Origin of the sequence: Streptomyces phaeolivaceus, from assembly GCF_009184865.1 — a bacterium.
In the GTDB taxonomy this organism is placed as follows: Bacteria; Actinomycetota; Actinomycetes; order Streptomycetales; family Streptomycetaceae; genus Streptomyces; species Streptomyces phaeolivaceus.
On record NZ_CP045096.1, the window covers coordinates 7902931 to 7926850 of the forward strand.

The 23920-nt window shown below is 72.5% G+C and carries 11 protein-coding genes; 6 read left to right on the forward strand and 5 right to left on the reverse strand.

Annotation, left to right across the window (positions count from 1 at the left end):
* Nucleotides 1-2 precede the first annotated feature (2 nt).
* Complete coding sequence (locus F9278_RS36475) at nt 3-1415, forward strand: HAMP domain-containing sensor histidine kinase (protein WP_152172107.1); 1413 nt, start codon at nt 3-5, stop codon at nt 1413-1415.
* A gap of 39 nt (nt 1416-1454) precedes the next feature.
* On the opposite strand, the gene F9278_RS36480 is transcribed toward F9278_RS36475, so the two are convergent.
* Nucleotides 1455-2450, reverse strand: a complete 996-nt coding sequence (locus F9278_RS36480; protein WP_152172108.1) for a TAXI family TRAP transporter solute-binding subunit — start codon at nt 2448-2450, stop codon at nt 1455-1457.
* A gap of 191 nt (nt 2451-2641) precedes the next feature.
* Nucleotides 2642-3793: a peptidoglycan recognition protein family protein gene (locus F9278_RS36485; protein WP_152172109.1), complete on the reverse strand. Its 1152-nt coding sequence runs from the start codon at nt 3791-3793 to the stop codon at nt 2642-2644.
* 214 nt (nt 3794-4007) lie between these two features.
* Here F9278_RS36485 and F9278_RS36490 point away from each other — a divergent pair, with 214 nt between their 5' ends.
* Entirely contained in the window at nt 4008-4403 is a 396-nt protein-coding gene (locus tag F9278_RS36490) for a pyrophosphohydrolase domain-containing protein (protein WP_152172110.1), read from the forward strand.
* 27 nt (nt 4404-4430) lie between these two features.
* Here the strand turns inward: F9278_RS36490 and F9278_RS36495 are convergent, their stop codons facing one another.
* The 3 genes from F9278_RS36495 to F9278_RS36505 all read right to left on the reverse strand — a co-directional run bounded on the left by F9278_RS36495 (nt 4431) and on the right by F9278_RS36505 (nt 18622).
* Nucleotides 4431-5330, reverse strand: coding sequence for a hypothetical protein (locus F9278_RS36495; RefSeq protein WP_152172111.1), 900 nt, complete (start codon nt 5328-5330; stop codon nt 4431-4433).
* Between the two features lie 69 nt (nt 5331-5399).
* Complete coding sequence (locus tag F9278_RS36500; RefSeq protein ID WP_152172112.1) at nt 5400-8093, reverse strand: right-handed parallel beta-helix repeat-containing protein; 2694 nt, start codon at nt 8091-8093, stop codon at nt 5400-5402.
* Nucleotides 8090-18622 carry a scabin-related ADP-ribosyltransferase gene (locus F9278_RS36505; RefSeq protein WP_152172113.1) on the reverse strand — a complete coding sequence of 3511 codons (10533 nt, stop codon included), beginning with the start codon at nt 18620-18622 and terminating at the stop codon, nt 8090-8092. The genes F9278_RS36500 and F9278_RS36505 overlap by 4 nt, the downstream gene beginning before the upstream one ends.
* 221 nt (nt 18623-18843) lie before the next feature.
* On the opposite strand from F9278_RS36505, the gene F9278_RS36510 reads away from it, so the two are divergent.
* From F9278_RS36510 to F9278_RS36525, 4 genes are all read left to right on the forward strand, one after another.
* Nucleotides 18844-21096 (forward strand): coiled-coil domain-containing protein, encoded by a 2253-nt coding sequence (locus F9278_RS36510; RefSeq protein ID WP_152172114.1) that lies wholly within the window; start codon nt 18844-18846, stop codon nt 21094-21096.
* A 107-nt stretch (nt 21097-21203) separates the two neighbouring features.
* Complete coding sequence (locus F9278_RS36515) at nt 21204-21503, forward strand: hypothetical protein (RefSeq protein ID WP_152172115.1); 300 nt, start codon at nt 21204-21206, stop codon at nt 21501-21503.
* A 340-nt stretch (nt 21504-21843) separates the two neighbouring features.
* Nucleotides 21844-22407, forward strand: coding sequence for a sigma-70 family RNA polymerase sigma factor (locus F9278_RS36520; RefSeq protein WP_193241791.1), 564 nt, complete (start codon nt 21844-21846; stop codon nt 22405-22407).
* Nucleotides 22404-23840, forward strand: coding sequence for a hypothetical protein (locus F9278_RS36525; RefSeq protein WP_152172117.1), 1437 nt, complete (start codon nt 22404-22406; stop codon nt 23838-23840). The genes F9278_RS36520 and F9278_RS36525 overlap by 4 nt, the downstream gene beginning before the upstream one ends.
* Nucleotides 23841-23920: the final 80 nt, after the last annotated feature.

The following is a 23920-nucleotide window of genomic DNA, read 5'->3' on the forward strand; positions in this document are numbered from 1 at the left end:
GCGTGCGCACTCGTCTTCTTCCGCTGCTCATCGTCCTGATGGCCGCCGTGCTGCTGGCCCTCGGCATCCCGCTGGCGGTGAGCCTCGCGGCGGCGCGGCAGCAGGAGGTGGTCGTCGACCGCATCGACGACACGGCGCGCTTCGCCTCCCTCGCCCAGTTCGTCACCGAGCGTCCGAGCGGCTCCCGCGTGGAGACGACGGACGGCCGCGGCGAGACCCTGCAGCGGGAGCTGGAGCAGTACGAGAAGGTGTACGGCATCAAGGTCGGTGTCTTCTACCGGGAGAAGAGCCAGTCGGCCATGGCCAACGCCCCCCACGACTGGGGCCGGCCCACGGAGGGCGAAGGACTCGCCGCCCTCAAGGAAGCACTGCTGGGGCGCCGCCCGCACGATCCGAAGCAGGTGTGGCCGTGGCAGGAGGGCCGGCTCGTCGTCGCCTCGCCCGTCATCCACGACGGTGACGTCGTCGCCGCCGTCGTCACGGACTCGCCCACCGATCAGATGCGCTCCAAGATCCTGCGTGGCTGGCTGATCATCGGAGCCGGTGAGATCGCCGCGATGCTCCTCGCCGTCGGCGCCGCGCTGCGGCTCACCGGCTGGGTCCTCAAGCCCGTCCGGGTGCTCGACGTCACCACCCACGCCATCGCCTCCGGACGCCTCAAGTCACGGGTCGCGGTGGCCAGCGGGCCGCCCGAACTCCGGCGCCTGGCACGGTCGTTCAACGAGATGGCCGACAACGTCGAGGATGTGCTGGAGCAGCAGCGCGCCTTCGTCGCGGACGCCTCCCACCAACTCCGCAACCCGCTGGCCGCGTTGCTGCTGCGCATCGATCTGCTCGCGCTCGAACTGCCCGAGGCCAACGAGGAGATCGCCTCCGTCCGCACCGAGGGCAAGCGGCTCGCCTCGGTCCTCGACGACCTGCTCGATCTGGCGCTCGCCGAGCACGCGGAGTCCGATCTGCGGCTGATCGACGTGGGCGAGCTGACCGCCGAGCGGGTCGCGTCCTGGTCGCCGCTGGCCGCCGACAAGGGCGTGACGCTGGCCGGCAACTGCCCGGCCACCACCGCCTGGGCCGACCCCATCGCCCTGTCCAGCGCCCTGGACGCGGTGATCGACAACGCGCTGAAGTTCACGCCCGCCGGGGAGAGTGTCGAGGTCCGGGTCGCGTCCAACGGCGAGACCTCCACGGTCGTCGTCACGGACGGCGGGCCCGGTCTCAGCGACGAGGAGCTGGAGCGCGTCGGCGACCGCTTCTGGCGCAGTACCGCGCACCAGAACATCAAGGGCTCCGGCCTCGGGCTCTCCATCTCCCGGGCGCTGATCGTGGCGGGCGGCGGCTCCATCGGGTACGCCCACCACGAGCCGCACGGGCTGCGGGTGACGGTGACGGTGCCGCGGTCGCGCCCGCCGGTCTGATACCGAGCGGGCCCGTCACGTCAGGCGTCGCGCGTCGTGCTACGGCTTCACCGACAGGTAGTACGCGCGGGCGCCCTCGTGCAGTGGCAGTGGGTCCGTGTAGATCGCGGTGCGCAGGTCCACGACCTGGGCGGCGTGGACGTCCTCGCCGATCTTGTCCCGGCTCTTCAGGACGACGCGGGTCAGCCACTCGACGAGCCGGGGGTCCATGTCCTCGCGGGTGATGAGCAGGTTGGCCACGGTCAGGGTGGGCACGGAACCGGAGAGGACGGAGTAGGCGTCGGTGGGCACCACGGACGTCCGGTAGTGACTGAAGACTCCGCCCTGGTCGTGCAGCTTCGTCACCAGGTCACTGCTGATCGGAACGAGCCGGAAGTTGTACTTCTGCTGATCCGCGAGGTTGGTCAGCCCCTTCGTGGGGAGCCCGCCCGACCAGAAGAAGGCGTCGATCTTGCCGGTGCGCAGCGCTTCGGGACTCGTTCCGATGGTGTCCGGCCGCGCGTCTATGTCCTTGTCGATGTCCAGTCCGTCCGCCGCCAGCAGGCGTTCGGCGATCAGCCGTACGCCCGAGCCCTCGGGGCCGACGGCGACCCGTTTGCCCTTCAGCTCGGAGACGTTCTGGATGGTCGAGTCGGCGGGCACGACCAACTGCATGTAGTCGTCGTACAGGCGCGCCACGCCGCGCAGCTTCTCGGCGCCGGGACGGCCCTCCTCGATGTACGTCTGCACGGCGTCGGCCGCGGCGATGGCGACGTCGGCCTCCCCGGTGGCCACCGCGCGGACGTTGTCCTGGGAGCCGTCGCTGGCCTCCAGGTCGACCCGCAGGCCCGGCATGTCCCCGACGATCGCGGTGCGCAGCTGGTTGCCGTACTGCTGGTAGACGCCTCGGGGGGCTCCGGTCATGAACGTGATCGTCCCGGTCGGCGCTTCCTCGCGCGGCCACAGCCACCAGGCGAGCAGTCCGAGGACCACCAGCGCGGCCACCGAGCCCAGCAGCGCGTGCCGCTTGGCGATGCGGGGGAGTACCTGGACCATGCGACGAGATCCTGCCAGGTCACCGGACGGGCGGCCAGGGTCGGACCCATCCGGTGCGAGGCTGTGACCTGGGGGCCGCGACCTTGTTCTTCGGGTGCGGGTGCGTGGGGCTTCTCGCGCCCACGCGGCGGAGCCGCGTATCGGATACAGCCCCGCGCCCCTGAAAGGACAGGGGCTGCGCCCCTGTCCTTTCATCGGCCCGTTGCCACCGCCGTGCGCAGGCGCTCCAGCTCTCCGTACATCACCTCGCCGGGGCACTCCGTCGCCAGCCAGTCGCGGTGGCCGCTGATCTCGGCGACCTCCTTCTGGGTGCCGTTGACCGGGTTGGTGTAGGTGACGCGGGCCTGCGGGTCGACGCCGTGCTGGCGGACCAGGACCTTCACCAGCCGGGTCAGCGCGGCGCGGGCGGCCTCCTTCGGGCCCTGCTCGGTGAAGGTGCCGAGCAGGGCGATACCGAGGTTGCCGGAGTTGAAGCCGCCGACGTGGAAGGCGGTCACCAGCTTGCCGTCGGCGTCGTGCGCGGGCAGACCGTCGGTACCGGAGTAGCGGCCCTCGTAGATACGGCCCGCCTCGTCGATGAGGAAGTGGTAGCCGATGTCGCCCCAGTCGTTGGTGACGGCGTGCAGCTGGTAGATCGCGCGGACCGTGGCGGCCGGGTCCGGGTCGTCGTTGGCCATGGCCGTGTGGTGCACGGTGATCGTCTGGAACGGGTAGAACGCGGTCGGCGAGTTCTCCGTGCCGTCCGGCTTGAACCGCAGCGACTCGTCGGCGCCCCAGGCGGCCCGGGTGAGGAACTCGACACCCCGGACACGGGTGGGGTCGGAGGGCACGGTCACCTTGCGGTCCGGGCCGTGCCGTGTGTCCAGCGCCAGCGAGCGCAGGCCGGTCGCGCCGTCGGGCGCCTTCAGCTCGTAGCCGGCGGCCCGGTCGGTCGCGAGCAGGACACCGCCGCCGTTGGCCACCGAGCAGCCGCCGTCGCCGAGGGACTTCCACGCGCCCTGGGCGCCGTCGGCGTCCGTCAGCCGGATGCCGCCGCCGGTGGTCTCGTCGGTGCCGCCCCAGCGGACGCCCACATAGCCGATGGGGAAGGCCGCCTCGACCGGTGCCTCGCCGGTGGCGGCCTCGCTGCGGGTCTTCGGGAAGGTCTCGGTCGTCGTACCGGCCTTGGTCTCCGCCGCGGTGCCGGTGTCCGCGGCGTCCGCGGTGCCGGAGTCGCCGGTCGTGGCCATCACGGTCGGGGTGATCACGGCGCCGGCCGCGACCGCGCCCGCGGCGCCGATCACGGCACGACGGGTCACCCGGGACCTCGCCCGGTGGGTGGGGGAGGTGGGGGGAACGCTCACGATGGGTCCTCAATCGCTCGGGGTGGTACGAGGTGGTACGTGAAGACACAACGGAGAGTACAGAGTGGAGTCACCGGTTCCGGCACCTGCCCCCTGTGCTGACGCAACGTCAAAGATCCATGACGCAAAGGGACTTGGTGTGTCATGACCGTACGGGACGGACAGGGCTGTCGGCGCGGGGCCGGCCGGTCGACGGGATCGATAGGGTCGCCGGATGAGTTCCTCTCCCGCTCGCCTGGTCCGCGAGTTCCATCGGGCCTTCGGCCTCGACGCCCGTACCGCGCCCACCGAGGTCTCGCCCGCACTGGCCGCCCACCGGGGTGAGCTGCTGGCCGAGGAGGCCGCCGAGGTCGCCGAGGTGGCGGTCGACGGCCCGCTCGACCGGCTGGCCCACGAACTGGCCGACGTGGTGTACGTGGCGTACGGCACCGCCCTCGTGCACGGCATCGACCTCGACGAGGTGATCGCCGAGATCCACCGCTCCAACATGACGAAGCTGGGCCCCGACGGGCGGGTGGCCCGCCGGGACGACGGCAAGGTGCTCAAGGGGGACCACTACCGGGCGCCCGATGTCTCCGCAGTGCTGCGCGAGCAGGGCTGGTCCGGGTGAGCGCCCCGGCGGGGCGGACCGGGATGCTCAGAAGCGGCCGGAGAGGAACTCGTCGTCCGAGTCGGAGGCGACGGCGGTGACGGTGTAGAGGTCGCGCCCCGCGTCCCGCCCGCCCTCGGCGTGGTTGTACTGGACCTTGAAGACATAGGTGCCGGGGGCGAGCGTGACACCCGACTTCAGCGTGATGACGTAACCGATCTGGTCGGCGGTGGAGTTCTGGCCCACGGCCGCCTTGTCACCGAGGGAGGTCCAGGCGCCGGTGCTCGACACACCGCCGGTCTGGATGACGCGGACGACGACCTTGAGCGAGGTCAGCGGCTTGGTGGACTTGACGGTGATGGTGCTCTGGTCCCAGAAGTCGTTGGAGTCGGTTTCCACGCTGCCGTCGGCCCAGAGGTAACCGGACGTCGTCTGCGACTCGGTGTTCTTGGTGGTCGTGGTCGACTTCTCCTCGGTGCCCGTCGAGCCGGACGAACCCGTCGAGCCGGAGCCGCCGCCCGTGGTGCCGTCGGTGTCGGACTTCGTCTCGGCGTCCGGCGCCGAGTCGGCCGCGCCGCCCGCTGCCGTGCCGGCGCCCGAGCCGCCCGAGACGGGGACGTAGACGACGTCGGGGTCGTCCTCGTCCTTCGTGCCCTCCCGCGGCGACGGGGCGGCCGACGCCTTCTCGGCGTCGCCCGGGGAGGAGTTCCGCCGGGTGGGCTCCTCGGCGGCCGTGGTCACCTTCCCGGCGGAGCCGCTGTCCCAGTCGATGGCGGCCACCGCCGTGGCGGAGCCGGCGATCACCAGGACCGCGGCGGCGGACCCGCCGACCGCGTTCCACACCCGGCGGCCGGGCAGGAAGCCGCGGAGCGGGGTGCGGGTCTTCCGGGCGAAGAGGTCGGCGAACTCGCCGTCCCTGCGGTCGCCGGGGGTGGGTGTGTGCGGCATGGGGCGGTCCTTAGCGGGTTCGGGTTGTCCGTGGGCTGGGCTGCGGTACAGGAGGGTGCGCGGGGTGGCTCAAGGGGTCTGCGGGATGTCCTCGGGTCTGAGCGTCATCACGTCCGACTCCGTGGCGTCCGGCAGTTCGGCGATCCGGTACGCCTGGCGTTCCGTCATGGCCTGGAACAGCTGGCGGGCCGTACGGCCGTTGCCGAAGCCCCGGTCCCGGGGCATGGCGTCGAAGCGGGCGGTGAGCGACTCGCGGGCGTCCGGGGCGAGTTCGTACTGGTGCTGGGCGGCCTGGTGCTCGACGATGCTGACCAGTTCGGCGCTGCCGTAGTCCTCGAAGAGCAGGGTGCGGTTGAAACGGGAGGCGAGGCCGGGGTTGGAGCGGACGAAGACCTCCATCTCCTTGAGGTAACCGGCGACGATCACCACCACGTCGTCGCGGTGGTCCTCCATCAGCTTCAGCAGGGTGGCGATGGCCTCCTGGCCGAAGTCGTTCGAACCGGTGTACTGGGTGAGGGAGTAGGCCTCGTCGATGAACAGCACCCCGCCCCGGGCCTGCTGGAAGACCCGGGAGGTCTTCGGGCCGGTGTGGCCGACGTACTCGCCGACCAGGGCCGAGCGGTCGGCCTCGACCAGATGGCCGCGCTCCAGCAGACCGACGGCGGCCAGGATGCGGCCGTAGAGCCGGGCGACGGTCGTCTTGCCCGTGCCGGGGTTGCCGGTGAAGACGAGGTGGCGGCTGAGCGGGGGCGGGGCGAGGCCCATCTCCTCGCGGCGGCGGACCATCCGCATCAGCTTCACCAGGGACGAGACGTCCTGCTTGACGCGGTCCAGCCCGGCCAGGCCGTCGAGTTCGGCGAGCAGGTCCTCGATCGTGTCCTCGGGGGGCGCCTCGGTCTCCCGTGCCGTGGAGCCCGGGTCCGCGCCGGGGCTCCCGGAGGCCGCAAGGGACTGGTCCGCGCCGGTCGGCAGGGACGGGTTCCTCACGTCCCGGGAGAGGCAGTCGTCGAACACCGGGCGGGCGCCCTTCTCCAGCGCCACGTCCTCCTCGGTGTCCCGGACCAGACAGCCGCGCAGCACGGGGGCCCCGCCCGCCGCGACATGCAGCGCCGGGAAGGCCGTACCGTCGCTGCCCGCCCCGGCGAAGACACAGTCCTCGAAGGTGCCGCGCGCCCTCTCGCCGACGAACAGGCTGTTCTTGCCGGTCCTGGCCACCGTGACGGACCTGACCCGGGGCTCGGCCCCCGGGCCCACCACCACACCGGAACCGGCCGCGTCCCGGACCGTGCAGCCCTCCACGCTGGGCGTGGCACGCTCGCCGATCACCAGCCCGGCCGTGCCGGACCCGCTGATCCGGCAGTCCCGCAGCACCGGGGTCGTCCCCGTGCCGCAGGAGATCCCGGCCCGCTCGGCGTCCGTGACGTCGCACTCCTCCAGGACCACCGTCCCGGTCGACTCGGTGGTGATCCCGGCCCGGCCGCGCACCACGGACAGACCGCGCATCCGGGCCTCGGCCGCGCTGTCGATCCGTACCCCGGACAGCCCGCAGTCCGTGACGCGCCCGCCCTCGACGGTCAGCCCGGCCCGGTCGGTGGCCCGGATCCCGTGCTCGGCCGTCGAGGCGATCCGGCACGCGGTGAGCGTCACCCGGGAGTCGTCGCAGGCGTGCACCGCGCTGAACGAGCAGTCCGTCATGTCCCCGGCGGCCATCCGGACCTCGGAACGGTCGCCCGCCAGCAGCCCGTTGGCGCGGCTGCCGGTCACCGATGTGCCCTCGGCGGTCAGCCGGGCCGTGCCCCGGGCCACCAGACCCGAGCCGTGCGCCCGGTCGACGTGGCAGTCCACCAGTTCCACGCGGCTCTCGCCGTCCGCGCTCACCCCGGGCCCCGAGCCGTCCCGCAGCCGGCAGTCCCGCAGCAGGACGTCACCGGTGCCGGAGACGGCGACCCCGTCCGTGCCGGTGCGCAGGATCTCGCAGCGGGTGAGCAGGACACCGCCGTGCCCGCTCTCCCGGCCCGCGCGGCCCTCCGGGTCCTCGGGACGGGCCGAACTGCCCAGCACCCGCACGCCCTCGGCGCCCGTCTCCGTGACCCGGCAGTCCAGCGCGGCGACGGCCGCCTCGTCCTCCACCAGCAGACCGCTGCGGCCCGGCCCGGAGATCCGGCACTCGCGCAGCACCGCGCGGGCGGCGCCGCGCACCCGGACACCGGAGCCGGTGACCCGCCGTACGGTCAGCTCGGCGGCCTCGGCGACGGCACGGGCGCCGACGACGACACCGGTGCCCTCGACGTCCTCGACCACGACCCGGGTCAGCCGGGCCGGGCCGGTGGTGTTGAGGTGCACGGCGGCCAGTTCGGTCCCCGACACCCGGCAGTCGGTCAGCGTCAGCGAGGCGTCGCCGCCCGCCTCGACCCGGCCGCCGGAGATCTCGCAGCCCACCAGCTCCAGGGCGCCGGCGGCCACCAGCGCGGCGGGCAGCGCCGGGTCCTGGCCGGTCAGGACGAGACCCTCGACCCGTACGCCCGGGGCCGTGACCTCCAGCACGGGGCGGCCGGGGGAGGCGGCCAGCAGCCGTACGGCGTGTGCGGGGCCGTCCTCGGGCAGCAGCCGGACCGCGCGGTCCAGGAGCAGCTGCTCGACGTACTCGCCGGGGGCGATACGGATCTCGTCGCCGTCGCGGGCGGCGTGCACGGCGGAGGCGATGGTGCGGTGCGTGCCGCGGCCCTTGGGGGCCACCCGGTGCACGGTGGCGGTGGGGGTCACAGGAGCTCCGTTCCGTCGGGGAGCGCGGCCGGGTCGAGGGTCAGCGGCTGCGGTGAGGTGGGTGCTGTCGGGGCGGGTGCGGTGGGTGCGGTGGTTGTGGGCGGGAAGGCGCGGGACGGCTGGATGTTGGCCGTGTCCTTGTTGTTGAGCCCGTAGCTGAGGGTGCCCGCGCCCAGGGCCTCGGCGGCCTGCCAGATCAGCTCACCGGGGCCGCCGCGGTGGAAGATCCGCGAGCCCGCGGTGGCGTGCCAGGTGTAGCGCAGGAGGCCGCTGGTGATGCCGGAGAAGGCCGAGCCGGCCGCGCCCCAGGCACCGGCTTCGAGGGCGTCGAGGCCGGTGCGCTTCTGCCCGTTCACCCCGAACACGGCCGCGTTGACGGCGTTGTTGACGAAGCCGGTGAGGACGCCGACGCCCAGGCCGTTGAAGAAGTCGTAGGAGCCGGAGCGCCAGCGGGTGGGGTTCTCGAACACGGTCCACTCGCCGTCCCAGTCGTCGCTGGAGGCGAGGGGGTGGCGGTGCCAGTCCTGGCCCTGGTCGAGGTTGGTCAGGCCGTACTTGACGTAGCCGAGACGGGTGGTGTCGTAGGCGACGTTGACGCTGACGCGGATGCCGCCGCCGATCGCGCCGTTGAGGGCGGCCCGCTGCAGCGCGACGGTCGGGTCGAACTTGGTGTTGCCGAGGTCCGCGGTGATGGCGGAGACGGCGAGGCTGGTGCCGAACTCGATCAGATAGCCCATGGTGAAGTCCGTGACGGCCTTGCGTATCTGGTGCCGCCACATGGGCATCGCGGCCGAGGAGCCGTCCTCGACACCGGTCCAGATCTCGTGGAACACATCGCGGAACTCCCGGTTGAAGCCGCGCAGTTCGGCCGTGTAGCCGCGGAAGTCCGCCTCGCGGCCGATGAGCCGCCAGCTGCGGTGCCCGTCGAGGCCCACCTCCCCGCCGACCCTGGGCAGACTGCTGATCTCCGGCAGCTTGGCGATGTCGAAGTTCGCCCAGCGGCCGAAGGCGTCGGTGACCCAGACCCGTCCGGTGATGGTGCGCTGCGCCACCATCCGGCCGTCCTGGTACTCGCGCCACTGGCCCCACAGCGACTCCGACTCCCGGAACCGGCCCTCGACACCCTCCACCGGATCACGGCGGTGGAGCACCTTGCCCATGTCGAACTCCTGCCAGACCTCCCGGTTCACGGTGGCCGACACATCCGGTTCGAAGTGCCGCGCGGACCGCGACAGCAGATCGGACAGGGTGATCCGGCCGGGGTCCACGGGCGGCGGGACGACCCGCTCGTTCACCGTGTACGCGTACTCGCGGACCCGGCCGCCGTCGCGGAACCGTACGACGTCGGTGCCGATGTGGTCGCTCCAGCGGCCCCCCGCGAGGTCCTGGTAGGTGCGGACGCCCTTCGAGGTGACCGTGCCGTCGGCGCCGGTCTTCTGCCAGGTCCAGACGCCGTCGGAGCCCCGGGTGGCGTCGACCCAGACGGAGCCGTCGCCGGTGGCGTTGCGTTCCCGGATCGCGTCGCCCCGCCGCCCGTTCGGCAGCCGCTCGAAGTCGACGAACGAGTCGTCCCAGGTCCGGGTCCGCACCAGCGAGCCGCGGTTCTGGATCCGGACGCCCTCGGTGACCTCGCCGTCCGGGCCGGTCGCCTTCCAGGTCCAGTGGTCCTTGCGCGGGTTGCCGTGGGCCTCGACGTACAGGTCGCCCCAGTGGTCGCGGCGGCCGGTGATCTGCAGCTGGGTGTTCTTGTCCACCCAGACCCCGGAGACGTCGTCGGCGCCGATACCGCGCGCCGGGTTCTCGCCCAGGTACTCGCGGACCCCGGTGCCCTGCGAGCGCAGGGACAGCAGTTCGTTGCCGTCCGCGTCCTCGAACACGTCCACGAAGCCGCCGTCTGCGGAGACGTGCCGGGTGCCGGTGGTGCCGCTCCTGGTGTCCAGCCAGGGCAGTTCGTACGCGTCCGCCGAGCCGTTCCACTTCGGGGCGGTGCCCCACTGCCTGGGGTCGGTGGCGCTGCGGCCCACCTCGATGACGTTGCCGTTCTCCAGGGTGCGGGTCTCCCGGACGATCCGGCCGAACTGGTCGATGTCCTGCCAGCCGCGGCCCCCGTGCGCGGCCAGCCGGACGCCCTTCAGCTCGGTGCCGTCGGCCGCGGTCTCCGTCCACTTGGACACCTGGAACATGGAGTCGCCGGTGAAGAAGTTGCGGAAGAAGCCGTCGAACCGGCCATGGCCCGCGCGCGGGTACCAGGCCGCCGCCGGGAGGCGCTGGTCGGAGATCCGGGCGACGTGCAGGGTGCCGCCGTCGGCGAGCTGCGTGACCTCCTCGGTCAGCTCGTCGATGAAGTCGATCGGCTTGTTGTTCGGGCCGACGGCCGTGTGCACCAGGGGGTTCGCCCGCATTCCGCCGGGGGCCGGGCCGGACAGCACCGGGTGCTCCAGATACTGGCGGGAGCCGTGGTAGCCGTCCAACGGCCAGACGTCGCCCCGCCGCTGGGCCACGGCCCGCTGCCCGGTGGCCGGGTCGAGATAGGTGTCCTTGTAGCCGATCCTGGTCCAGGACCAGTCACGGGTGCCGTGCAGCACCTCGGTGCCGTTCTTGTCGAAACGCGTCCAGACCCAGTCGCCCTCCGCGTTCTTCTCCGCCCGGATCAGACCGCCGTCGAGGGTCTTGGTGTAGGTGCGTACGTCGAGGACGTCCATCGGGGCCCAGCGGTACGGCAGCGTGTCGTGGAAGGTCCGGCGGTCGCCGTCGAAGATCCGCTCCCCGGCCCGCAGTCTGTTCCCGGCCTCGTCGAACTCGGTCCAGCGGGCCCGCCCGGACCGGTCCAGATCGAGGTGCAGGACATTGCCGTTGCCGAGCACCTCCCGCTCGAACAGCGTCACCTTGCCCTCGCCGATCAGCTTGACCTGGCCGGTGGCGGACTTCTCCAGCGTGGCCGTGTCGAAGCGGCCGGTGAGCGGGGTGCCCGAGGAGTCGAGCCGTACGGCCTTGCCCGTCGCGTGGTCGATCCTCCAGAACTGGCCGTTGGCCCTGCCGCCCTTGACCCGGACGGCGACGGTCTCCTCCAGGAGCCTGCCCGCCGGGTCGAACACCGTGCGCTCCAGGGGCTGGGCGGCCTTCCCGGTCGGGATCAGGGCGATCCGGCCGTCGTCGAGCAGCTCGGCGCGGAAGCCCGGCAGGTCACCACCCGCCCGGTCCAGCACCCGGGGGACGCCGCCGGGGGCGTCGGCGTCGAAGCGGAACAGGCCCCGGTCGCCGGGCAGGTGGACGTCCTGGAAGGCGTGCACGCCCTCGGGGCCGTAGTGCCAGTGCGTGGTGCCGGCCGCGTCGGTGAGGGTGAGGCCGCCGGGCACGTGGGTGCTCGGGGCGACCGTGAGGAGGTCGTCCGCCGGACGGGTGCCGACGAAGTCGACCGCGGTGGGCGTCCACGGGCCGCCGTCCGCCGAACGGCCGGCGACGCCGAGCTTCAGTCCGTCCAGGTCGGTCGGGCCGCCCCGCAGGAACACCTCCTGGTAGGTCAGCCCGCGGTTCGCGTCGAAGCCCAGCGTGATGTCGGACGGGGTGTGGTGCACGGTGTAGCGGCTGCCGCCGGGCCCGCCGTGCGGAGTCGGCGTGACCGTGAAGTCGCCGAGGACGCGGCCCGCGGGGGTGGCCCCCTGGAGGTCTTCCAGGCGGGTCGCGAGCGGCAGGTCCAGATAGTCGCCGAGGGCGGAGGCCCCCTGGCGCCGCAGTACCAGCCGGGCCTGCGTGGTCATCTCCCGCAGCTGGTCGCCCAGCAGCCCCGGGCGCAGACCGAGGCGGTCCAGCGAGAGGGCCGCGTCGTCGGCGAGCCGCTGGACACCGGGCAGGTCCAGGCCCTGGAAGGTGGCGGAGTCGGGCGCCGTGTGCAGGAAGTCCATGGCACCGGCGATGCCGGACATGTCGGCCGGGGCGCCCTCCGGCGCCGTACGCAGGCTTGAGGCCTCGTCGAGCGTACGGCCGAACATGTCGGAGAGTTCGGCGTTGCTCAGGGCGTCGTCCAGGGCCTCGTCCAGGACCTCGTGCTCCGGGACGGAGTGGAGGGGGAAGCGCTCGCGCAGATCGCCGCCGAGGTTGCCCAGGTCGCCGAGGCCACCGAGTTCGTCCAGCCGGACGGGCGGGGTGTCGGACCCGGCGCCCTCGGTGAAGCGGAGGAATCCGGAGCCCTCCGGGTCGGGCAGATCGCGGAAGGCGAGACGGCCGGTGTGATCGAAGTGGAAGCGTGAGCCGGTGAGGGTGTCGGTGAGGGTGAATCCGCCGGGCAGCCGCCCGGACAGCGTGTTGTCCACCCCGGTGAACCGGATGGAGCCGGTGGTGCCGGGAGGGCCGATCACATCGACCGCGACCCGCCTGGTGCCGTCCCCCAGGGGGGTGATCGTCACATCGAGCCGCATCCCCTGCGGCAACCCGTCATGGGCGAGAGCGGTCTGCCGGCCGAGGAAGGCGCCGTCCGGCGCGAATGTGAACCGGGTGGTGCCGGCCGGGTCGATGACGGCGAACCTGCCGCTGTCGTCGAGGAGTTCGACCGTGAAGTCCGAGGCGCGCACCGGTCCGGTGCCGCCGGGGACGCGGTCGGCCAGGTCGAGCCGGATCGAGCCCCGGGGCGCCTCGTCGGTCGCGGGGAGGCGGGTCACCCGCAGGTCGAAGTCCGCCAGGTCGTCGACCCCGGACAGTGGGACGCGGATCGGGTCGTCGGCGCCCCGGAGTCCGTCGTTCGCCTGCCGGAGGGCGTCGAGGCGTGCCTGGAGGGCCGAGTCCAGCTCGGCGTCCGCCACGTCGCCGATCTCCGAGAGCGCGTCGGTGCGTGGTGAGTCCGGGTTCAGGAGGCGGTTCAGTTCGTCGGTGGAGAGGGGGCGGATGTCCTGGGTCAGGTCGTTCCAGAGGCCGTCGACGAGGGACCCTTCCTCCGGGGTGGGATGGTCCAGTCCTCGGAGCGGGGTGGTGTGCGGGGCGTCCGGGCTCGGGAAGCGGTTGAGGTCGTCGAGGGGGCCGCGCGGGCCGCCCGCCTCGTCGAGCGTGCGCTCGAAGACACGCGCCACATCGCCCAGGTCGCCGCCGAAATCGGCGGGGCCGCCCAGGTCGTCGAGCCGGACCGGGGGAGTGCCGGGCGCGGCGTCCTCGGTGAAGCGGAGGAAGCCGGAGCCGTCCCGGGCGGGTACGTCCCGGATCACGAGCCGCCCGTTCGCGTCGAAGTGGAAGCGGGAGCCGGTGATGGTGTCGGTGACCGTGAAGCCGTTCGGCAGCCGTCCGGCGAGCGAGCCGTCCATGGGGCCCAGCCGGAAGGAGCCGGTGAGGTTCGCCGGCCCGGTCAGTTCGAGGACCCTGGTCGTGGTGGCGCCCGCTCCGGGGGTGATCGTCACCTTGACGCCCAGGCCCGCCGGTCCGTCCAGGCCCGGCAGGGTGAGCGGCAGCTCCTGCCCGCGCAGGGTGCCGCCGGGTTCGAACCGCCACACCGCCGTGAGCCCGCCCGTGTCCGCGACGGGCACCCGTACGGTCAGCTCGCCCAGCGTGCCGTCGGCCGCCCGGACCGGTGTGAGCGTCGCGCCCTGGACGGGGACCCCGTCCGGGCCGACCACCCTCGGCATCGGGTTCAGGGCGTCGTCGGTGAGGCGCAGGGCCAGATCGGTGCCGGTCAGCGGCAGTTCCCGGTACTCCAGCCGCCCCAGGGCGTCGATCTGCCAGCGCACGCCGCCCTGCGGACCCGTGACGTTCAGTCCGCCGCCCTCGCGGAGGGTGACGTTCACGTTCTCCAGCCGCACCGGACCGCCCGGGGCGCCGAAGTCCAGCACATCGATCCGGAAGGACGCCGGCGCGAGATCGGTCGCCGGGAACTCCGTGACCCGCAGCCGCAGATTCGCCAACTCGTCGGCACCGGACAGGGCTACGCCGTCGAACCGGGCCGGGTTCAGCGGGGTCGGTGCGCCATCGCCCACGGTCGACGTGAACCGGGCGTCGAACGTGGTGGGTTGCGACGTCGGATCCGTGCGCGGCAGATCGGGGAGCGTGGGCCGGTTCAGCGCGCCGACGTCACCCAGCTCGTCCAGGCGGCCGAGGTCACCGGCGTCTCCGAGGCGCCCGAGGTCGCCGACATCGCTCAGGCGGCTGAGGTCCCCGGCCTCGCCGAGGTCACCCAGGCGCCCCAGATCGCCCAGTTCGCCAAGGCTGCCCGTATCGCCGAGTCGGGCCAGGTCGCCCAGGCCGCCCGCGCCGCCGAGGTCGCCCAGGTCATTGAGCGTCGACGGCAGGTCCGTCGTCGAGTTCGGTGTCGTCGAGCCCGAGACGTCCAGGCGTATCGGGGGCGCCCCGTCCGTCGGGAGGTCCACGAAACGGCCGCCCCGGTCGAACACGAACCGCCCGCCCGTCGCCGTGTCGGTGATCGAGAACCCGCCGGGCAGCCGCTGGGCCAGTTCCCCGTCCAGGCGTACGACGTCGAAGGCGCCCTCGCCCAGCCCCGGCACGGTCAGCCGGAACGTCGCCGACCGGTCGCCGCCCGGGAGCGAGGTGAACGTGGTGGTGAGACGGGAGCCGGTCAGCGGGCCGCCGACGGGGCCGGACAGGGTCAGCTGCTCGGACAGACGCGTCCCGTCCAGGTCGAACCGGCCGATCCAGGCGCCGTCGAGCGACTGCACCCGCACTCCCGTGACCACGCCGAGCGCGCCCCGGACCGGCTCGATCGTCGCCCCGCCGGGCAGGGGCACCCCGTCCGGACCGACCACCCGGGGCAGGGACCCGGGGCCCGCCCCGGCGTCGAAGCGGACGAAGCCGTCACCGCCGGGGAGCCGGATGTCGGTGAACTGCCGGACGTCGTCGGCGCCGAACACCAGCCGGATGTCCCCGGCCCCGTCGGTGAAGGTGAACCCGCTGTTCTCCAGCGGGGCGCGCTGCCACTCCGTGCGGAGGCCGGTGGTGCCCGCGAAGTCCGCCGGGTCCACCAGCACGGTGTCGGTCCGGGGCGCGGGCGCGTCGAAGCGGTCGAAGGTGAAGTCGTCCGACAGATAGCCGAGATCGTCCAACTGGCTGCCGATCTCGTCCAGTTGACTGCCGATCCCGTCCAGGGAGCCGGCCCCGTCGAGGGAGCCGAGGTCGTCGAGAGGTCTCGTCCCGCCCAGGTCGAGCTGGTCCAGCAGCCGCAGCTGGTCGTCGAGGGACAGGCCCTGGAAGTCCAGCGCGCTGATGCCCGAGGTGCCCTCGCCCGCGCCCCTCGGCGCCAACGCCAGCTCCGGGAAGGGGTTGTTGCCCCCGAAGTTGGGGTTCGGGATCCATTCCAGGGGGTTGGCCTGGGCGTCCAGCCGGTACGCGCCCCGGATGAACTCCGAGGCGAGACCGCCGGGGAAGGCGATCTCGTTCTCCGACGCCCAGCCCGACGCCCGCCAGGCGTCCGTACCCATGGAGCGTTCGAACGTCCTGCCCACGTCGATGCCGCCGGACGCCTCGATCTCGAACTTGAGGATGCCGTCCCAGACGAGGTTCCGGTCCGTGGTGGTGCTCAGGAACGCCGACGGCTGGCCGGTCCTGACCATGACGTCGAGACTCGTCTCCAGCGGATCGCGGACGGTGAACCCCTCGCTGAAGATCTGGTCCAGGGGCCGCTTGCCCTCGATACGCCACAGCGTCTCCTCGGTCGTGCGCCAGACCGGTGCGGGCGTGATGGTCTGGATGTCGACCGAGCGGTCGGCGGCGAACGCCAGCCGGTCCAGCTGCGCGGGCGGGGGCAGGACCACCTCGTCCAGGCCCGTCCCGGGCAGCCGGGGGAGCGTGACCGAGCCCGGGTCGCCGAGGACCGCGGGCCTGCCGTCGGCGCCGAACCGGGTGACGACGCCCTCGGGCGTGGTGACGGTGAACGCGCCGTCGACCATCCGCACCCGGACGTCGGGGACGATCCCGGTGTCCGACCTGAGCACCCAGGTGACGGTCGGTCCGGGCTCCATGGTGATCCACCGGCCGGTGGGCCGTCCGAGGTCGTCCAGCAGACGGAGTTCACCGGTGGGCAGGGCGGCCCCCGGACCGTCGATCCGGGTCATCATCACGGTGATGTCCCGCCGGACCGTGTCCAGGTTCATCCCGAGCCGGTCGAACGCGAGCCGGGACCGGTCGAAGTCGATCCGCGCGGCGCTCAGATCCAGCTCGGCCTTGGCACGGCTCAGCGGCGGTACGTCGGTCAGCGCGTCGAGTTCGCCGAGTCCGCGCCCGGCGGTGTCCAGCCGCACCTGGGTGGTCTGGGTGCGCAGCCAGGCCTGGAAGCGTTCCGTGGCGAGCCTGCCGGTGGCCCCGCCGGTGACGATGTCCCGCAGCGTCAGCGGCGTGAACGTGGTGCCCTTGCCGACCGGGGTGGTCAGGTCGGTCCGGACCGGGCCCAGGCCGAGCAGATCACGCGCGCCCCGGGAGCCGTCGGTGGTGTCGGGGATCAGCCGGGCGAGGTCGTCGAGCCTGATCCCGAGGTCGTCCAGGCCGTCGGCGCCGGTCGCCGCACTCCAGGTCGGGACGCGGGGGTCGGACGGTCCGAGGACATCGACCCTCACCCCGTCCTTCAACCGCACCCGGACGTCCACCGGATCGGTCGTCCCGACGCGCAGGACGACCCCGTCCGGGGTGACCTTCACCAGGTCGATCTCGCCGTCCAGGATCCTGCCCACCTGGAACTCGGTCAGACCGCCGAGCCTGCCGTCGAGGCTCACCTCCGCCAGGTCCGTCAGCTCGTCCAGGGGCTTGAGCAGCCCGGTCGAGGTCCGCTCCATGCCGATCAGTTCGTCCAGTTCCCGCAGCTGGTCGACGGCGGTGCGCGGTGGCAGCAGGGTGGTGGGGGAGCCGGGGGTGAGGGGGGCGCCGAACTCGTTCACCTGGTCGAACAGGCCGAGCGTGGTGCGCGGCCGGGGCGGTGTCAGATCGTCGGCGACCCGGCCCGTCAGGGGGTCCAGCACGCCGAGCCGCTGACCGCCGGGGACCGTGCCGACCGGCAGCCCCACCGTGGCGAGGGTGTCCAGGGTGTCGAGCCTGCCGCCCAGCTCGTCGAGGCCGGACGGCATCCGCGGGCTGCCCGTGCCGGTCAGGGAGCTGAAGGCCGGGGTGCGCGGGGTGGCCACCGGCGTCACGGAGATCTCGGCCAGCTCGTCGAGGGTGGTGGTGAACTCCGGGGTGCCGGGCACGGCGAGCTGCCCGGTGTCCGTGCCGGTCACGGGACGCAGGGTTCCGCCCCGGTCGAGGTTGCGACCCGTCTGGTTGGTGAGGTCGGCTGCCAGGGAGCCCGTTCTGCCGAGCGGCCGGAGCGCGCGCGGGGTGAAGTGCAGACCGCGGTCGATGAAGCCCATGCGGGCGGCGCCCCGGTAGCCGAACCGGGCGATCTCGGAGTACCGCATGGGCAGCAGGGCCGTCATCGTCAGCCGGCCCAGGCTCATGAAGGTGAAGACACCGAGCCGGCCGGCCGTGCCGCCGCCGATGAACGCGGTCGACTCGACGAAGTCGCGGGTCAGCGCGGACCAGCCCTGCCGGAAGGTGCCCCGGGCGAATCCGCCCATGAACCGCAGGGCCGACCCCAGCATCGCGGGCGTCTTCGACAGGACCCGGGGCAGTGCCATGAACCCGCCGACGGCCCGGGTGCCGAGCCCGCCGCCGAACCGTACGAGGCCCTGTCCGGCCAGCGACAGCAGCCGGCCGGGGGAGGAGAACAGCATCCCGCCGCCCCGGAACAGCAGCCGTCCGCTCGCGGAGAGCGCGCCGCCGAGCGCCTTCCCGCCCGCCGAGGCCATCCGGGCGAGCCCGCCGAGGGTGGTGAGCCCCTTCGTCGACGGGAACAGGATGCCGAGGAAGGCGAGGCCCAGGCTGAGGGCGTTGCCGTTGCCCATGGCGTAGTCGACGAGGGCCTTGGCGAAGAGCACCGTGCCCAGGCCGAAGGCCACGAGTCCCAGCGGGCCGCCGATCACGGCCGCGACGAGGGTGATGACCAGCGCGACGATCTCCAGGACCTTGAAGAACGTCGACACGAACCGTTTCCAGAAGCTCTGCTTCGGCTTCTTCACCGGCCGCGACACCAGCCGGGCCGCCTCGCGCAGCGTGTCCTCCAGGATCTTCGCCTCGGCCTGGACGGTGTCGATCTCCGCGTCCACCTCGTTCCGGGCGCGGGTCATCTCCGGATCGTTCTCGGCGAGCGGCGTACCGCCGACCCGTTCCAGCGCGGCGACGGTGTCGGCGGCGTTCTCGGCCCGGTCCTGGGAGTCCCCGAGGGCGCGCGCGTAGCGGGCGGTGGCGTCGGCCGCCATGTCGAACGAGCGGTTGATGTTCGCCATGAACGTCTTCAGCTCGTCCTTGACGTAGGTGCGCAGCGCGTCCGCGGTCCGCCCCTCGAAGCCGCCGTCCTCGGCCTTGGTCAGCAGGGTGTCGAGGCCGTTGCTGACCCGCCCGGAGAGATCGCTGAGGTCACGCAGCTCCTTGGTGACCATGTCGAGGACGCCCGGATTCCCCGACACCGGATTGCCGGTGAATCCGACTCTGCTCCACTCGTCGGAGGTGGCCAAGGAGTCCTCCAGGCGGTCCGGGACTTGGGGTACCGAAAGCAGACGTACCGAGGTGGCCCAGGAGTTCAAGAAAGTGGCGCACGCCACAGTTTTCGCCGGTCAACGCGGTGCGGACGAAATTTCTTTGAACCATCCGGACCCGAGTCCTCGTCTACAGGGCGGTTCGGCGTCCACAAGCCGTTCGGCACGAACACGACCGCTTCGAGGAAAGGACGGCGGACATGGTGCGCGTTTCCTACGACTACGACCTGATGACCGTCCTCGCCCGCCATCTGTGGCACCTGCGCGACGAACTCGACGTCGCCTCGAAGACGGACAAGACGTTCGCCGCCGGGGACATCGGCCCGCGCCGGGAGACGGCGGAGGCGCTGGAGGACTTCTACGGCGCCTGGAAGAAGTCGTTCGGCGAGGGCTGGCAGGCCATGACCGACCTCGGCAACCTCCTCGACAAGGCGGGCAAGGCCTTCTACGACCAGGACGCCTCCCACGCCGCCGGCGCGGCCCAGCAGGTCACCGCCCAGGTCCGGGACGAGGCCCACCGGCAGAACGAGATCCGCAAGCAGGCGCTGAACGGCAAGCTCCGCGCCCAGGAGGCCAGAAACCTCGAAGCCCGCTACCAGACCCAGCAGGCGCGGCTGAAGAAGGAACAGGACGCGCTGGTCGAGAAGCGGAACCGGATCGACGAGCGGACCGCGGCCCAGCAGAAGCGCCAGGAAGAGCTCAACAAGGAGCAGGAGGAGCTCGCCAGGAGGCGGGAGCCCCTGATCGCGGAGCAGGACGCGCTGCAGGCCAGACAGCGGCAGCTCTGGCAGGAGGAGAAGGACCTCCTCGCGGAGCGCGAGGCCAAGCTCCAGGCCGAGCGGGACGAACTGCAGCGGGACTACGAGGCCCTCCGCAAGGAGCAGGAGCCCCTGATCGCCCGGCAGGAGGAACTCCAGCGCGGACAGCAGCAGTTGTGGGCCGACGAGAAGGCCCTGCGCGCGGAACAGGACGCGGCCCTGGAGAAGAAGGCCACCGCCCTGGAGCAGGAGCAGAAGGCCTACGACGGCAAGCAGGACGCCCTCCAGGCCAGGCAGGACGCCCTCTGGGAGGAACGCGAGACCCTGCTGAGCGGCGGCAGGGCCACCCAGGAGGACCTCGACGACTGGCAGCGCCGCCAGGACGCCCTGGACAAGGAGCGCGACGACCTGTGGGAGTCCGAGGGCAAGGGGCTCTCCGCGCGCTGGGACGCCCTGGAGCAGGAACAGCGCGACCAGGACAAGGCGTTCGACCCGCTGCGCGCCCGGCAGAAGGAACTCGACGACGAGCGGGACGCGCTGAGCCGCGCCCAGGAGCCCCTCTCCGAGCGGCAGGACGGACTCCAGGCCAGGCAGAAGGAGCTCTGGGCGCTGGAGAAGTCCACGCAGAAGGAGGTCGAGGACGCGCTCAAGGCCGAGCGGGACGACCTGGAGGCCGATCGCACCGACCTCCAGACGCGGCTGGACCCCCTGGACCGGGAGTCGGACGATCTGCAGTCCCGTCAGCAGGAGTTGTGGGACGACCAGTCGGCCACCGACAAGGAGCAGACCGCGCTCACCGAGGAGGAGAAGCCCGTCCAGCAGCGGCAGCAGGACCTCCAGGACACCTTCGGCGAGGAGTACGACAAGCTCCGCGACTGGGACCCGGACAAGGACGCCGACGTCGGCCGGCTCAGGGGCCTGCGCGGTCAGCTGGACGATCTGCCGGACGAGGCCTTCGTGCCCAAGGGCTACACGATCGACGACGGCAACAGCACCACCACGGTGTCGTACCAGCTGGACGGGAACGGCGAGATCAAGGTCGACGAGCACGGCGACCCCGTCGAGACGACCACCACCGTCACCAACAAGAACACGGGCCTGACGTACTCCGAGACGTACCACCCGCTGTCCCGGGACGGTGACTCCGTGACCACGATCCGCAGCTCCGACGGTTCCGTCACCAAGGTCTACATGGACTCCGACCCCGAGGGCTCGCCCGACGGGTGGATGAAGCGCTACGTCACCGACGAGACGGGCCGGGACACCCTCCAGATCTGGACGAAGCGGCCGGACGGTGACTGGGAGCTGACCATGGACAAGGAGACCTACCTCGACTCCCAGGCCGGCAGCGAGGACGACCAGCGGTTCCTGGACCGTCCCCCCGCGTATCTCACGGTGGAGAACCCCCTGGTCGACACGACCGGCCGCCCTTCCGGCTCCACCGCTCCGGGGACGACGACCACGGTGCAGGACGGCGTCACCCGGACCGACTACACGGGCTCCGACGGTTCCCTCACCAAGGTCGTCACCAACGAGAACACCGGAACCCGCTTCGTCGCCGACGGGAACAACGAGATCCAGGAGATCTGGCAGCGCGCGGAGGACGGGTCCTGGTACCTGCGGGACTCGATCACCCGTCACGAACGCTCCAGCGCCGAACCACCCCTCGGAACGCTGGGCGAGAACTGGCGCTGACCCACCCGGGGCGTCGGCCCGCCCGGACGCCCCACCCGAAGCCCCCCCCGCGCGACCCGCGTCGCCGGGTCCGACAAAGACAACGACGACACAGAACGAGGTGCCCCATGGCCAAGAACGTCATCGACGACGAGGAAGTCGAGTCAACGGCGAGGAAGCTGGACTCCGCGGTCAGCGACACGCTGGTCCCGCGGCTGTCCTCGATCCAGGCCGAGGTCGACAACCTCCTCCAGGGGGGCCTGCTGCTGGCGGCGACCAGCCCGAAGATGCAGACGTCCTACGCGAACTTCAACAAGTCGCTGACCGAGGCCGTGACCAACATCACGCAGTTCTCCAAGCAGTTCCGGGACATCTGCAACGCCGTGAACAACCTGGACAAGCAGATCGCCAGCGGCATCCCCGACTGATCCGGGTCCCCCCGAGCCGGGACACCGACCCGGACTCCCCCTTCCGTCGGTGTCCCTTGCGCAGGGGTGTCGGCCCACTCCCCCGGGCCGGCACCCCTGTTCGGTTTTTCGGACAACTCATCGGTAACCTCAGGTTCCTCTCAGGAACCCTTGAAAGCTGCAGAACCACTCATAGACTCCCTCTTGCGGAACCTCGCCTTCCACCCATGAACCGCGAGGTCATCCCGGGTACCCGCGCTCAGCCCTGCTCAGCCCTGCCCAGCAACGCCGCCGTCGCGGCGCCCGACCGGACCGGCACAGAAGACTCACGCCGGCCCTGGGGGAATCTATGAGAACGTCCATGCCCAGTCCCGTCGCGACGGGAAGCGCTCCCGCCTCCGGTGAAGCGCCGCCCGCCGCCGACGGCTCGATCCGCAGACTCTACGAGGAACACCACGGACCGCTGCTCCGCTATGTCTCCGGTCTGATCCGCGGTGACCGGCAGCGTGCCGAGGACTTCGTCCAGGAGACCCTGGTCCGCGCCTGGCAGAGCACCGCCACCCAGCCGCCGGACTGGTCGCCGTCCCGGGCCTGGCTGATGCGGGTCGCGCACAACCTGGTGATCGACTGGGCCCGCCGCGAGCGCCCGCACCACGAGGTCGCCCACGAACACGCCCTGGAGCACCACGCCGAGACCGTGGACCCCATGAGCCAGGCCGTCCAGCGCCGCTTCATGGTCCACGCCCTCTCCCGGCTCTCGCACTCCCACCGCGAGGTGCTCTTCTACGTCTACGTCCTCGGCTGCACCGGCAGCGACGCCGCCGACGCCCTGGGCATACCCCCGGGCACGGTGAAGTCCCGCACCCATCACGCGATACGGGAGCTGCGCCGCAGACACCCGGAGCACACGCGGGCAGCGGCGTGACCGCGCCCGCCGGGTCCGGCCCTGCCCTGTCCCACCCGGCCGCCGCCGACCCTGCGTACGGCTCGGTCCTCGCGCTGGGCAAGCCCACCGAATCGCTGCTCACGTTGCTCATCGTGGCCGTGGTCGTCCTGCTGCTGCTCGTCCTGCTGCTCCGGCACCTGATCCGCAAACGCGGCGGCTGGCGGCGCTTCCGGCGCCGGGTCGGCCGTGAACTGACCCTGACCCGGCGGGCGTTCGGCGAACCGCTGCGCGGCTACCGGCGCCACCGGCGCGGTGTGCGCGCCCTGGCCCGCCATCTCTCCGACCCCCGGGGCGGCCTGCTGGTACGCCGGCTGCTGGACGCGGCGGCGACCGCCCTCGCCGACGCGCCCGGCGCGGTCCCGCACGCCGTGCGCACGGAGGCCGGGCTCGCGGCCGTGCAGATCGCCGCCCGTCCGCTGCCCGAACCGCCCGCCCCCTGGGAGACGGCCGAGGAACCCGGCCCGCAGCGCTGGGAGCTGCCCCTCGCCGAGGCGGACGGGCTGCCGCAGGGCCGCCCGCGCACCGGCGCGCGGATCCGTCCGCTGCCGGTCGCCGTCGGCATGGCGGGCGACGCCTGTGTCCACCTCGATCTGACCGCCGGGCCACGGCTGATCACCGTCGAGGGCGACACCGCAGCCCGGGGCCGGCTGCTCCAGGCGCTGGCCGCCCAGCTGGACCGGCCCGGCAGCGGGGCCTCGGTCACCGTCACCGACGGGGTCCATCCGCACTACCGGGGGCCCCGGCTCGACGCCGTCCTGCGCGATCTGGAGGAGACGGCCGAGGAGCCCCGGGAGACCGAGGGCACCGATGGCTTCGACGAGTCGGGGAGCGCCGGCACGACCGTGGTCGTCTGCGCGGCCCCCGGCCCGGACCAGGCTCGGCGGCTCGGCGCCCTCGCCGCCTCGGGGGCCGTCGTCTGTCTGATCGACGGCCGGGTCGCGGGCCACAGCTGGGCCCTGCGGGTCGACGGCCGCGGCCGGGTGGTCGCGCCCGAACTGGGGCTGGACGCGGACGCGTCCCCGCTCGGCGGGGCCGTCGCCGCCGCCGTCCGCGCGGACCGCCGCCGACTGCGCCGCGAGTCGGCCCCGCGCCGGGGCACTCCCCTGGCGCCCCGGCCCGACCACCGCGAGTCTCGGCCGCAGGAGGCCGGGGAGTCCCGGCAGGCCGATGAGACCCGACGGATCCCCTCGGCCGGAGAGGCGGAGGAGACGCGACGGATCGCGGTGGCCCGGACGGCCGAGGTGACCCAGGTGCTCGCGGAGGCCGAGACCCTCCGGGAGGAGACACCGGCGCCCGGCCTCCCGGCCCCGGCCCCCGCCCGGACCACCACCGGCTCCGAACTCCTCGCCGAACCGGCCGCCGCCCGCGACCGCACCACCACCGCCGCCTCCTCCGGTGTCCGCGAGGACTGACGTCCTCACCGGAGCGGACCGACAGCCGTCGGCGGGGCCCCGAGTTCCGAGCCCCGAGTTCCGAGCCCCGTGACCGGCGG

Bases quoted from the DNA above. Each gene is read 5' to 3' on its own strand.
- F9278_RS36515 (WP_152172115.1), top strand. From the start codon at position 21,204: ATGGCCAAGAACGTCATCGACGACGAGGAAGTCGAGTCAACGGCGAGG.
- F9278_RS36510 (WP_152172114.1), top strand. From the start codon at position 18,844: ATGGTGCGCGTTTCCTACGACTACGACCTGATGACCGTCCTCGCCCGC.
- F9278_RS36520 (WP_193241791.1), top strand. From the start codon at position 21,844: ATGCCCAGTCCCGTCGCGACGGGAAGCGCTCCCGCCTCCGGTGAAGCG.
- F9278_RS36495 (WP_152172111.1), bottom strand. From the start codon at position 5,330: ATGCCGCACACACCCACCCCCGGCGACCGCAGGGACGGCGAGTTCGCC.
- F9278_RS36490 (WP_152172110.1), top strand. From the start codon at position 4,008: ATGAGTTCCTCTCCCGCTCGCCTGGTCCGCGAGTTCCATCGGGCCTTC.
- F9278_RS36480 (WP_152172108.1), bottom strand. From the start codon at position 2,450: ATGGTCCAGGTACTCCCCCGCATCGCCAAGCGGCACGCGCTGCTGGGC.